Annotated in this window: 11 protein-coding genes and 1 tRNA gene; 5 read left to right on the forward strand and 7 right to left on the reverse strand. The window is 37.5% G+C overall.

The genetic code is table 11. The annotated features are described in order from the left end of the window. Positions 1-32 precede the first annotated feature (32 nt). Complete coding sequence (locus CLV48_RS07715; protein WP_106566705.1) at positions 33-404, forward strand: helix-turn-helix domain-containing protein; 372 nt, start codon at positions 33-35, stop codon at positions 402-404. Here CLV48_RS07715 and CLV48_RS07720 read toward each other — a convergent pair. Beyond that, positions 401-1,846, reverse strand: a complete 1,446-nt coding sequence (locus CLV48_RS07720) for a sodium:solute symporter (protein ID WP_106566879.1) — start codon at positions 1,844-1,846, stop codon at positions 401-403. The two genes, CLV48_RS07715 and CLV48_RS07720, sit on opposite strands and share 4 nt — an antisense overlap. 54 nt (positions 1,847-1,900) lie before the next feature. Here CLV48_RS07720 and CLV48_RS07725 point away from each other — a divergent pair, with 54 nt between their 5' ends. The 3 genes from CLV48_RS07725 to CLV48_RS07735 all read left to right on the forward strand — a co-directional run bounded on the left by CLV48_RS07725 (position 1,901) and on the right by CLV48_RS07735 (position 3,040). Next, entirely contained in the window at positions 1,901-2,194 is a 294-nt protein-coding gene (locus tag CLV48_RS07725) for an ATP-dependent Clp protease adaptor ClpS (RefSeq protein ID WP_106566706.1), read from the forward strand. Positions 2,195-2,206: 12 nt separating this feature from the next. Continuing rightward, the gene (gene recR, locus CLV48_RS07730; protein WP_106566707.1) at positions 2,207-2,824 is read left to right on the forward strand and encodes a recombination mediator RecR; all 618 of its coding nucleotides are present in this window, start codon (positions 2,207-2,209) and stop codon (positions 2,822-2,824) included. Between the two features lie 142 nt (positions 2,825-2,966). After that, positions 2,967-3,040: transfer RNA gene (locus CLV48_RS07735), tRNA-Ala, on the forward strand. 75 nt (positions 3,041-3,115) lie between these two features. Here the strand turns inward: CLV48_RS07735 and CLV48_RS07740 are convergent. The 6 genes from CLV48_RS07740 to clpB all read right to left on the reverse strand — a co-directional run bounded on the left by CLV48_RS07740 (position 3,116) and on the right by clpB (position 9,778). Beyond that, positions 3,116-3,904, reverse strand: a complete 789-nt coding sequence (locus CLV48_RS07740; RefSeq protein WP_106566708.1) for an ATP-binding protein — start codon at positions 3,902-3,904, stop codon at positions 3,116-3,118. Beyond that, positions 3,901-4,230, reverse strand: coding sequence for a hypothetical protein (locus CLV48_RS07745; RefSeq protein ID WP_146140079.1), 330 nt, complete (start codon positions 4,228-4,230; stop codon positions 3,901-3,903). Before CLV48_RS07745 ends, CLV48_RS07740 begins: the two co-directional genes overlap by 4 nt. 165 nt (positions 4,231-4,395) lie before the next feature. Beyond that, positions 4,396-4,971 (reverse strand): pyridoxamine 5'-phosphate oxidase family protein, encoded by a 576-nt coding sequence (locus tag CLV48_RS07750; RefSeq protein WP_106566710.1) that lies wholly within the window; start codon positions 4,969-4,971, stop codon positions 4,396-4,398. 252 nt (positions 4,972-5,223) lie between these two features. Next, positions 5,224-6,321, reverse strand: a complete 1,098-nt coding sequence (locus tag CLV48_RS07755) for a hypothetical protein (RefSeq protein ID WP_211299917.1) — start codon at positions 6,319-6,321, stop codon at positions 5,224-5,226. A gap of 76 nt (positions 6,322-6,397) precedes the next feature. Continuing rightward, positions 6,398-6,970, reverse strand: coding sequence for a Pycsar system effector family protein (locus tag CLV48_RS07760; RefSeq protein ID WP_106566711.1), 573 nt, complete (start codon positions 6,968-6,970; stop codon positions 6,398-6,400). Positions 6,971-7,165: 195 nt separating this feature from the next. Continuing rightward, positions 7,166-9,778, reverse strand: a complete 2,613-nt coding sequence (gene clpB, locus CLV48_RS07765) for an ATP-dependent chaperone ClpB (protein WP_106566712.1) — start codon at positions 9,776-9,778, stop codon at positions 7,166-7,168. Positions 9,779-10,255: 477 nt separating this feature from the next. On the opposite strand from clpB, the gene CLV48_RS07770 reads away from it, so the two are divergent. Further along, on the forward strand, positions 10,256-13,435 hold the full coding sequence (locus CLV48_RS07770; protein ID WP_106566713.1) for a histidine kinase N-terminal 7TM domain-containing protein: 3,180 nt from the start codon (positions 10,256-10,258) through the stop codon (positions 13,433-13,435). Positions 13,436-13,443: the final 8 nt, after the last annotated feature.

The following is a 13,443-nucleotide window of genomic DNA, read 5'->3' on the forward strand; positions in this document are numbered from 1 at the left end:
AACACAATCCGATGTATAAAATTGTTTGACTTATGGACAATGGATTGAAAAGCCACATAGCGGAAAATCTCCGTAAACATAGGGTGTTGAGGGGATACACACAGGAATACATCGCAGAGTACTTAGGCAAAAAAGATTATACTGCGTATTCCCGGTACGAGCAGGGTAGATCCAACCTAAAAATGGAAGACGCAATAAGGTTGGCCGAGCTATATGAAGTAGATGTTCAAGAACTTATTTCAGTTGCTCCTAGCGTACAATGCACTAACGAAAACCATAAAAAAACAAATGGTAATGGGCAGATCTCTGTATTAGTAGATCTGGATGGAAGTCAAATCAGCCTTGAAAACAGCATTTCTAAACTAAAGAAAATCAATGATCTGATAGCAAGGCAGGAAATTTAATTTTTCCGTCTGATTAAACACAAACCTAAGAACATCAAAAGACCGTTGAGTATCAGAATTTCAAAACCAAACTTATAGCCCCAAAGCAATTTTTCTGAGTTCTGACTGATTACAAAAGCCAAAACAGGCGCTGAAATAGCCAGATATGGAACTAGTTTGTCATTTATATTCCATCTGGTAAACAAACCAAATGAATACAGACCCAATAAAGGACCATAAGTATAACCTGCAATGATAAATACTGCATTGATCACACTTTGGTCATTGATCCATCTGAAAATCAGGATGACAAGAAACATCAACATGGTAAAACCCAGGTGAACTTTTTTCCTTACAGCCACTTGCTTTTCTTTCGGGTACTTTTTTTCAATCTCCAAAAAATCAAAACAAAAGGATGTGGTAAGAGCTGTTAAAGTCGAATCCGCACTGGAATATGCAGCTGCTGTTATTCCAAGAACAAAAATAATTCCTGCAAAGGCTGTGAAATGCTGAGTGGCAAGAAATGGATAAAGATCATCTGTCCTGGAAGGAATGGCCAAACCTTTGATTTCTGCATATTGATAGAGCAAAACTCCCAGTGATAAGAATAAGAGATTAACAAATACCAAGATTATGGTAAACCAAAACATGTTTTTCTGTGCATCACCAATATTCCTGCAAGTCAGGTTTTTTTGCATCATATCCTGATCTAATCCAGTCATTACGATAGTAATAAATGCCCCGGAAGCAAACTGTTTGAAAAAATTAGTACCTGACTGCCAGTTCCAATTGAAAATCTCAGAACGTGAGTCAGCGGCAACTGTTGCGACAAGCTCCTGTAAGCCAAAGATCCCAAGGTCTTTTGCCACCAAATAAATGCTGACCAATACTGCTAAAAGCATAAAAAGAGTTTGAAGCGTATCCGTCCACACCACCGTCTTGATACCTCCTCTATGCGTATATAACCAAATCAACGATACAGTAATCAATACAGAAACCCAAAACGGAACTCCCCAAGAATCAAACAAAATCAACTGTAAAACTCCTGCTACCAAAAATACCCTGATCGAAGAGCCCAAGGTTCTGGACAAAATAAAAAAGAATGCTCCTGTTTTGTAAGACCAAAATCCAAATCTTTCCTCCAGATAACTATAAATGGAAACCAAATTGAGCCGATAATAAAGCGGAAGCAATACCTTGGCAATTGTAAAATAGCCCAGTGTATATCCCAAAACTACCTGAAAATAGTGAAACTGGGAATTACCAATTTCGCCGGGGACTGAAATAAATGTCACACCTGACAATGATGCCCCTATCATTCCAAAAGCAACAAGAAACCAAGGGGATTGCCTATCTCCGGTAAAAAATGTTTCTGAAGAAACTTTTCTGGAGGTAAACCAGGAAATCAAAAACAAGAGGGCAAAATATGATGTTATGACGAATAAAACTAACTTTGAATCCATATTATCAAAAGGTGAGCATGATGCTAAATTGTCCATAATAATTAAATTTGCAAAATGAATTACCATACAGAAACTTATCCTATGTTAGAAGAAGTTGAAGTATTGTTAGATGAGTTGGTAGATACCGATGAGTGTGAGTTGGTGGTATTCAATGACGATATCAATACTTTCGACCATGTCATCAAGGTACTGATCAAAGTATGCCAACACACCCCGGAGCAAGCCGAACAATGCACGCTGATCATTCATTATAAAGGAAAATGTACCGTCAAGAAGGGTAGCAGATCCAAATTAAAACCTATGTGCGAGGCCATCTTGGATTCCGGAATCCAAGCGGCTATCATCTAAAATCCCAAAGGAGTGAATTTCCCTTCCAAACTTATTGAAAACGCTGTCAATGAGATCAGCAAACTTCCCGGTATAGGTAAAAAAACTGCACTTAGACTTGCCCTGCATCTTTTGAAACAAAAAGAAAATTTCACTGAAGATCTGACGGCTGCTTTAACTGATTTACGGAAGGAAGTCAAATATTGTCAAATATGCCACAATATTTCTGATACAGATATTTGCTCAATCTGTTCCAGCCATAGAAGAGATAAAAGCATCATATGTGTTGTGGAAGATATCCCAGATGTACTCGCCATTGAAAATACAGCCCAATACAATGGTCTTTACCATGTATTAGGTGGGGTCATTTCCCCGATACAAGGAATCGGTCCTGAGGACCTGAAAATAGAAGCATTAATCCAAAGAATTTCAGAAACTGAAGGCGAAAAGGTAACTGAAGTAATTTTGGCCTTACCTGCCACCATGGAAGGTGATACTACTTCTTTTTTTATCACAAGAAAGCTTAAGGAATTTGGTATTAAAGTAAGTACCATTGCAAGAGGGATCCCAATCGGTGGGGAACTGGAGTACACAGATGAAATCACTCTAGGCAGAAGCATTCTTACCAGAGTAAATTATTCTGCAGATTAATTTTTTTATTTTGCGCAAATCAAATCGCTTTCTATATTTGCAGACCCAATAGGGAATTAGATTCCTGAAAGGGTTCTTGACAAGTGTGTCTCGATAGGAGTAGAATATGAGATTATTTGGAACTCCTATAAAATGAAATAATGGGGAATTAGCTCAGTTGGCTAGAGCGCTACACTGGCAGTGTAGAGGTCATCGGTTCGAATCCGTTATTCTCCACAAAGGCCTGCAGTAACTGCGGGCCTTTTTTATTATTATACATGTACTTTTTTTATTTGCTTTATGCTTCGAAATTTAATTTAAGAAGAGTTTCCACAGAGATATATCCTTTTGCTTGCTCAAATATTGCTCCAAAACAGGCTTAAATTCCTCTGACATAGACAACAGGAAAAAGTTCTCAAATCCATATCGGCTCATCATTGCATGAAGCGCATCTCCGCAATTAGGATATAGGAGCATATGATCCCCCAATTCCTCATTCTGATAGTCCTCAATTGACTTAAAACCCAAATAATGCTCCCCCTCCTCCAAAAAGAAATAAACGCATTCCTCTCCGGCTTGCTTTTTAAAGAGCTGGACCTTCACGTTTTGCCACTTGAATGACGCGATCTCTTCGAGCTGAATGTTCAGATGATAATTTTCTAAGATATTCTCTAAAACCATCCACATATCAGAAACCAATTCTTCTGAGAAAAAGTAAGCCTCTCCGGCCAATTTTTTCCTTCTTTCAGCTTCTTCCAATTCCACTGCCAAACTGATCAACTCCGTACGGAAGCCCAATTGATTCGCTTTCTGCAAAAGATCTAAAAATTCGTCCTGATCCTCACCTATAATATTGTATTCCACTACCAGATCTTTTCCATCGAACAAAGCAAAAATACCCTTATCTACCATCTTATTGATGATAGAAAGCCTTTTCTCCCCATAATTTTCATCTTTCAAAGGCTCCAAATCACCAAACCTGCGCATGCTTTCAGCAGCCATATCCAAGATATAATATTTACCTCGGTCAAAATATCTTTTCCAAATGAAGGTACTTTTACCTGCACCGGGTATTCCACTCACAAAAATAATGCTGTTCATAGTTTTTTATTTTTACTGTAATCCCACATTAGTTTCCAAATTTTATGGTATACTGAGAATTTATCCCGTTGCGATTGAATTTGGGCAATCTCATTCTTAAAATTTGGATAAGTAATTTCCTTTATTTTTTCTGCAAAAATTGCAGCCATCTCCCTTTTGGGAACCAATACCCTAAAGCGGTAATCCGCATCGGGAGTCTCCAATATTCTCTCCTCTGTAAACAAACTGAGCAGGTCCATTTTGACCCTTGCACGGACCATTAAAGTGTCCATAAGGTCACGATGTTGCACGATAGAAACAAATCCATCTTTTGACGCTATCCACATATTGAATTATTTTGTTTTGAACTTTGAGGGTCAGGAAAAAATCATGAAAGAATCAAATCTAAAACCAGTATTTTTTTAACTCCTACCTGACAACAAGACTAATTTACCAAGAGAACTCATTTCAAAAAAAATTATTGACACAAATTGTCTAGATATGATTTCGATTCAGGGCGCCAACCAAGTACTGGACCAATTTTCCGCTTCTTTTGTAAACCTTATCCTCAAATGCTCCAAACCATTAAGTTGAAGGGCTTCAATGGAGAAAGGCTCCACTTTGATCACCAAAAAATTCAGACTGCTTGATAAATCCTCATTCCATGAAAATGCGTCTTCAGGATGATGAATGGGAGTTCCAGGTTGGATCAAGGCGTTGTATGCTGTTCTGGCATCTCCCAGAACCCTCTTCCAGTGCATTGAGGCTTGGGAGTCTAGATGATGGAGAAAGGCTCTACCTGCTATCCGAACTTGGACTCTTTTAAGTGGATGGTAAAAAAGTAGGGAAACATTCGGATTAACCTGAATACTCTTTACTTTTAATGACCTTTCATCAGTGTAAAAGAATAGATTGAGGTCATTATCAACTTCCCTTATAACAACATACCGTAAATCCGGCCTCATTCCCTCTACTGTTCCTAAAACCCCATAACTGTAAGGATGCATTTTATCCGTAGCACCACTATTCAGTTCATGTATGATTTTAGAAAAAATTTCTGATGGATGATCCCTTAAATCAATCAACATTTATAAAGAGGTATTTTGGCCTTTATTAATTTTTTTTATATGATTATCTACAATTATACTTCTAACTGAATTTCACAGAATTTGCCGGAAAATTAGAATCAATCTTCAAGAATAGCTTATCCACCGAGGCAAATCCAATATCAACTAACATCAGTATGGGTAAAAACCGCCTTTATAATGATTACTGTTATCATTGCGGAAATCCATAATTTTTATTTTACAAACGGGTAATCCTATATAATTGTTGAGAGATTATGCACCCCTACACCTAGAATACATCTCATCTTTGAATTTTTTGTCACTTTTCAATACATCAAAAAACTCCTTAATATACTGCTTCATAGCTGGAATCTCTTTAGGATTAAGATGCACGGCAGCTTGATCAAAAGCTTCCCAAACTAGGGTCTCCCTTTCAAGATAATAAGCCCTTACATATTGAAAAAGACTCTCATCCCGACAGAAACCCCTATAAAGTCTCTGTCTCACTGAATTAATATTCAATTTTTCACTGACTGTAGCATATTGTGCATTGACCATTCCTGTCATATCAAAATCATAACATAATGGTATATATGCGGCATTGGGGAGCTGCATAATGGTCACGTTATGCTGAACAGCTGCTGACCAATCAGTATTCCCAATAAAGTATTGAAAGAAATCATGAACTACTGATGCGGTATCTTGAAGCCTCATAGGATTCATTTCTCTGCCTTTATGCAACTTGCCTCCGAATCTATCTGCCACCAAACCATCATCCTCGATAAATATTGCCCTTATATCATAGCCTTTTTGTTGCTTGGAGCCTTCATCTGTAAGATTAAGATTAATCAATCTTGAATTAAAGTGATAAGGGCTTAATGGCTCATATAATTTGTAACAAATGTATTCTTTGACCAAAAAATCGTTGGCATCCCTAGCATTTTGACATGGCAGAACAACCTTTAAGGTTTTGTTTCCTTCAAAAAGCGTACCCTTTACCTCTTTTTTCTTCATATGAACTTTGAGTGGCGTAAAGAAACACTGTTCTCTCCTAAAATTTCCCCGGCCACGAGCGACAACTGGTATAGAATCCCAAGCTTGGCCGTTCTCCCTATAATGCAAGAAACCTGATTTTCCCTCCTCATCGGACTTTCTTGATTTCACCTCTTTAAAAGAATAGCTTAACCTAACATCCAATAGCTTATCATCTTGAAAAAGTGATGCTTTTTTTAATTCCTGCTGAGACCATGAAAGGTTACTCCACCCAAATGAAAACAAAAGAAATATGGTGAAAATTGACCCCATACCCAGGGACCTTTTAATGCAGTTTCCATTAAAATTAGATTCCAAAAAAAAGAAATGAAGTTCCATAAGCAAAGCGTTTTAAGTTCAAGGAAAATTTAAATCAAACACACTTAAATTCAGACAGTTACAACCCATCTTTAATTTAGAAAAAATCAAGGGAAAGGTAGATCAGAAATGAGAAAACACCAATTGCCAAACCTAACAGAAAGACATTGTATGCGTAACCTAATAGATTATATTTGTTCTTAAGCACCTTGCCCTGATAATACAATGTGACTGCCATATGGCTATTTAATTCATTTCGGGAAGGCAAAATCTTCTCCAATTCCTCCAAATAAGCCTCTTTGGAGTATGCTGAACTTTCACCAAAGAATAAAAGACTTCCAAGTTTAGGCCTGTCTTCCACTGCCTTATTATCAACTATTTTGGGCTTCGCTGCTTGCACACCTAAAATAGTAGAAATGAAACAGGTGATTAAAATGAGCACTAATGGAAATATTAGTTTTGAACCATAAAGATCAAGATTATTGGAAATTGTCCCATATCCCGAAATCGCTATAATTGAAGAAATGACAAGTGCATTGATACTAATGACCATATTTGCTTTGTTGTCAGCAATCTGAAGGAGGTTACAATTATTTTTAAATGCTACTCTAAAAAAAGTCTGCCTCTCTCTTTCAGCTTTTTCTTTTTTGACTGATAATTCTTCCTGCATAAATATTTGATTTCAGGTAATTAATTTACAAAAAATTTCACCTCAACAGCTAATTTGCAAAATAAAGATGAAAAAAGCATTTTGAAATAACAGAACATCCAATCTCATTCAAAAATATTGAAGCCAAATCCTCCAAAAAATAAAAAAGGCGTATATCAGATTTATACGCCTTTTGACAAATCAAAGACAGCTTTTTTATACTGTAACCACATCTACATTTTTGAAATACACTTGCTTATCTGCATCCAAATCGACCAAAACGGCTGAATCACTCTTAATATATCCTGCTAAAATCTGCTTGGACAACTCATTGAGAATCAGTCGCTGTATGGTACGCTTTAGTGGTCTTGCACCAAACTGCGGATCAAACCCAACTTCTCCAAGGAAATCCAGCACTTCCTGAGTGGCTTCGATTTCGATATTGGACTCGGCCAATCTCTTCTGGATTTCTTTCCATTGTATATCCACGATCTTTCTAGTCACTGATTTGTTGAGAGGCTCAAACATGATGACCTCATCTATCCTATTGAGGAATTCAGGTCTGACCGATTTCTTTAACAAATCGAACACCTCGGATTTGGTTTTTTCCATGACAACTTCTTTGTTCCATTCCTCCATTTCAGCAAACCTTTCTTGGATCATATGGGAACCTATATTGGTAGTAAGAATGATAATAGTGTTTTTAAAATTGGCTACCCTGCCTTTGTTGTCGGTCAATCTTCCATCATCCAAAACCTGAAGGAGGATATTGAATACATCCGGGTGTGCTTTTTCAATCTCATCCAGCAAAACTACAGAATAGGGCTTACGCCTTACAGCCTCAGTCAATTGTCCACCTTCATCATATCCTACATACCCCGGAGGCGCTCCCACCAATCTTGATACTGCATGCCTTTCCTGATATTCGGACATATCTATCCTCACCATTGCATTCTCGTCATTGAAGAGATATTCTGCCAATGCTTTAGCTAATTCTGTCTTACCTACACCGGTTGTCCCCATAAAGATAAAGGACCCAATGGGGCGTTTTGGATCTTGCAATCCCGCTCTGCTTCTTCTTACCGCATCGGAAAGTGCAATAATGGCTTCACTTTGTCCAGCTACCCGCTTACCTAATTCATCTTCAAGGTGAAGGAGTTTCTCGCGCTCACTCTGTATCATCTTGGAAAGTGGAATTCCCGTCCACTTTGACACTACTGCAGCAATATCTTCATTATCAACCTCCTCTTTGAGCAAAGGTGAACCCTGCTGCATTTTATCCAACTGCTGCTTGAAGGCTTCCAGCTTTTTCTCCGCATCAACTATTTTACCGTAACGGATTTCGGCTACCTTGCCAAAATCACCTGCACGTTCCGCCTGTTCGGCTTCCAATTTCAACTTATCAATATTTTCCTTTTCAGTTCTGATACCTGTTATCACAGACTTTTCAGACTCCCACTTGGCCTTTACAGACTGTCTTTTCTCGGAAAGATCTGCAATTTCTTTGCTTAGAACAGCTTCCTTGTCCTTATTATTCTCCCTCCTAATAGCCTCCCGCTCAATTTCCAACTGCATTATCCTTCTATTGAGCTCATCCAGCTCCTGCGGCAATGAATCGATTTCCATCCTCAATTTAGCAGCTGCCTCATCCATGAGATCAATGGCCTTATCTGGAAGAAAACGATCGGAGATATATCTCTGTGAAAGTTCGACCGCTGCAATAACCGCATCGTCCTTAATTCTCACACCATGGTGCAGTTCGTATTTATCCTTGATCCCCCTGAGAATGGAAATAGCATCTGCTGAATCAGGCTCATCGACCATAACTGCCTGAAACCTTCTCTCTAATGCCTTGTCTTTCTCGATATATTTTTGATATTCTTTGAGGGTAGTGGCACCTATTGCATGCAGCTCGCCCCTCGCAAGAGCAGGCTTCAATAAGTTTGCTGCATCCATGGCTCCTTCCCCTCCCCCTCCTGCACCGATCAGGGTATGGATCTCATCAATAAAAAGAATAATCTCCCCATCAGAATCCGTGACTTCTTTAATAACGGCCTTCAGTCTTTCCTCAAACTCCCCCTTGTACTTGGCTCCTGCTACAAGCAGGCCCATATCCAGGGAAATGATGGTTTTGGATTTAAGATTTTCCGGAACGTCACCACTGATAATCCTCTGGGCAAGACCTTCCACGATAGCAGTTTTACCCACACCAGGCTCACCTAAAAGAATGGGATTGTTTTTTGTTCGACGGGCAAGAATCTGTAAAACCCTTCGTATCTCTTCATCTCGGCCAATGACGGGGTCAATTTTGCCCTTTTTGGCGAGTTCATTTAGGTTTTTGGAATATTTCTCCAAAGCCCTGTATTTGGATTCGGCGTTTTGGTCTGTCACTTTATTTCCTTTTCTTAATTCCTTGATTGCTTCAATCAGAGCTTTTTCAGTAATACCCTGATCTTTTAATATTTGAGCTGCTCTATCACTACCAGCTAAAATTCCCAAAAGAAGATGTTCTATGGCTACAAATTCGTCACCAAAAGTTTTGAGATAATCTTTGGCTTTAGACAGAACCTGATTGGCCGCACTGGACAGATAGGGCTGCTGCCCACTTACCTTGGGAAGAGCTTTGATATTCTCATCGGTTTTCTGCATCAACAAATCCTTATTGACCCCCAGTTTCTTGAGCAGAAAATCAGTTACGTTTTCATCCTCTGAAAATATCCCCTTAAGTAAATGTGAGGGCTCTATGACCTGTTGCTGTTGTGCCATTGCCAATTCTGCGGCTTTTTGGATGGCCTCCTGTGATTTAATGGTAAATTGATTGAAATCCATGGTTATAGTTGGTTAATTTCCCCTACACAATAATTATTGTGGGAGCCAAATGCATTATATCAAATTTACCACCAAAGCAAAAAATAAATATAAAGCGGAAATTTTGTCTCATAATTGAGCTCAGAAATGCAAAAACAAGACTTTTTGACACATTTATTGCAATTGTTCTGCGTCTAATTTTAGCCAACAACCATTTAAATGATTGGTTTTGCTGACCAATTACAAAATTGGACAATGACTGCCATATCTTTTACAAATATTTTAGGTATCGAATAAATAAGAAAAAAGTCAAGTCTCAGAAATTGCAATTTTTTAATTTAAAAGAAATTGGTTTCCTCAGCCAGTTCAGAATATTTACTTAGAAATTGGGTTTACTTTAATTAAATTTTTTTGAAAAATTAATTCTGATATTTTTACAGAGTATTATCCTCTAAATTAAAAAGATAAATATTAATTTGCTTGTTGAAATTGATAAATATGGAGATTCAATTCGCTTACAACCCATTCGCATTCCCGATAATTTTAACGAGCCTTATTTTTCTTGGGTTATATTTACATTCTGTAAGAAAATCAAACCAGCTTGGAGAAAAGTATTTTTCTTATCTCATGATAAGTTGCTTTTTTTACTCATTTTTTTACGGAGTAGAATTAATGGGAGGCACTCCTGGGACCATAAAACTCTTTTACACTTTAGAATTTTTAGGAGGCGTTTTTATTTCACCCTTGCTTTTGTTATTTGTTCTAAAATATTCAGACGGAGCAGAAATTATCAACAAGAATTGGATTAAAATATTATTCGCAATCTCCGGTCTGTTCTTGATATTCGTTTTCACAAATGATTGGCACCAACTTTTTTATTACGAGATAAGCACCAAATTTAACGGGTATTTCACATCGGTATCCATTGACCCCAATTTCCTTCACTGGTTTTATGTCATTTACAACACCTTACTCATCATCACTTCAAACATCCTATTGATAAGGATGATGTTCTCTGTTCCGGCAATTTACAGGGGACAGGTATTGATAATGCTATTGGGTACATTTATTCCATGGATAGCCTATATCATCATGGTTTTTGGCTTTTACCCATTTGGTTTGGATCCAGTACCTTTCTTTCTTGCCATCAGTGCAATTCTATTATACTGGGCTTTATTTAAGCACAAACTATTCAGAATCAACCCTATTGCGTTCAAAACAATATTCGAAAATCTTTCAGATGGGATTTTGATAATTGAAGAAAACGGTGAAATAATCGCTCAAAATAAGAGATCTCAAAAAATCCTCGAAATTATTTTCCCCAATAAGAAATTCAATACTATTCACCAGATCAATCAGAATTGGCCTGAATTGGCAGAACTTTTTCTTCCGGTCCAATCCAAAAAATGGGTTGAATTTTTCTTGGAGAATGATAGTAGGTATTATATGGCTTTTTTAAAAAAGATCACCGAAGGCGATAATTTAAATCAAAAAAGCACGCAATATTTATTTTTCAGAGATATAACCACTCAAAAACAGGCTGAAGAAAGAATTCGTGCCAATGAACAAAAGCTCCAAAGTATAAATACATCCCTTCTTAGAAATGAAAAAATGCTAACATCAATAGCATTTGCTACCAAGGAGTTATTATCAAATGCAGATTTTCAAAAAGCTACCCAAAAAGCTATAACTATACTAGGGGATGGAGCAGGGGCAGACAGGGCTTACCTTTTTGAAAACAACATGGACGAGGAGGGAAATTATTACAGTTCTCAGCGCTTTGAATGGAGTGCCATGGGGGTTCCACCAGAAATTGACAATCCTGAATTACAAAACCTTCCTATAAGTTTATTCGGAGAATCAATGAAGTTTCTCCTGGAAAATGAAGTTTATTTCAATATAGTAAACAAAATAGAAGATGAAGGATTGAAAGGACTTTTGGAAAGTCAGGGTATCAAATCCATCCTCCTCATTCCAATTTTTGTTGAAAAAAGATTCTGGGGATTTGTTGGCTTCGATGATTGCCAAAAAGAAAGGGAATGGAGTGAAGCTGAAACTGCATTGTTGATCAGTTTTGCAGAAAGTATCTCCAATGCCATAGAACGCAAAAACATGGAACAAAATTTAAGGATTTCCATGCAGCAGGCAAACGAGGCAAGTGTAGCAAAATCAGAATTCCTTGCAAACATGAGCCATGAAATCCGGACTCCCCTGAACGGAGTAATTGGTTTTTCGGATCTTTTGATGAAAACTAACCTGGATGAAACCCAAAGAGAGTTCATTCAATCCATAATGCAGTCTGGAAAACTACTTTTGGACTTGATCAATGATATTCTGGATTTTTCAAAAATTGAAGCAGGAAAACTTGAATTAAGCCCCACAAAAGCCAGCTTGAACACCTTGGCTAAAGAAACTTTAAAATTGATTGAACCATCTATTGATAGTAAGAACATTGCCTTAAAGCTCAATATTCCCGCAGCTATACCAAATAGGGTATTGGTGGATGCTATTAGACTGAAACAGGTCATGATCAACTTACTGAGTAATGCTTCTAAATTTACCCATAAAGGTGAAATTGAACTGTCCATTAAAAACCTTGGACTCAGTAATGACGGGAAAATTGCCGACCTTGAATTTTCAGTCAGGGATACAGGTATAGGTATCTCTAAAGAAAAAGAAAAAGTAATTTTTGAAGCATTTGCTCAAGAAGACAACTCCACTACCAGAAAATATGGCGGAACCGGATTGGGTCTTTCCATTAGCAATAAAATTCTGCAGTTGATGGAATCCCACCTCGAACTTGAAACTGAACTTGGAAAGGGAAGCCACTTCTTTTTTAAGTTAAGCCTCCCAATAGTCGAGGAAAATGAAATTTCAGAAGAAGAAATAGTAAGAGTCAGGCCAAAAAGAACAGATATATTGGTTCAACAAAACTCACATTTTACTAATGAGGTTTTGAAAATTCTGTTGGTGGATGACAATCCGGTCAACATGTTACTGGCTAAGACTATAGTTAAAAATTTATTGCCAGGTTGCAAAATTTTGGAAGCCAAAAATGGTAAAGAGGCAGTTGAGCTATTTTCAAATGAAAATCCTTCCATGATTTTTATGGATATTCAAATGCCGGAAATGAGCGGTTATGAAGCTACTATAGCAATTCGCCAAATTGAAAATAATACCAGAAGGGTCCCAATTGTGGCTCTAACGGCAGGTACAGTCAAAGGAGAATTTGAAAGGTGTATTGAAGTTGGCATGGATAACTACCTCTCCAAGCCTGTGGTAGTGGCAGATATACAGGAAATGCTGGATAAATACATTGGAACCCAGAAAAAAGAAGAAGATAAAAAAGTACTGTCAAGATTGAATGAATTTCGGAAATCAGATCCCGATTTTTTCAGACAATTGCTTGAAGTCAGCCTTCAGAATATAGAAAAAATTAAAGAGGATCTCGAAGACACCCTTAAAGAAGGGAACCTTAAAACAGTCAAACAAGCTTGTCATGCACTTAAAGGAGTTGCATTGAATCTTGATTTCGAACATTTGGCTGTATTATGTGCCTCAGTTGAAGCTTTTGAAGATTTGGAAAAAGAAAGTAACCAAGCAACTTTCCGAAAAATCCAGGAAGAAGCCGACAAAACTATGTCAGAATTGAAAAAAGAACTTGAAGTTTTGAAATAATAAAAAAG

Source organism: Cecembia rubra, from assembly GCF_003014575.1.
GTDB classification, from domain to species: Bacteria; Bacteroidota; Bacteroidia; order Cytophagales; family Cyclobacteriaceae; genus Cecembia_A; species Cecembia_A rubra.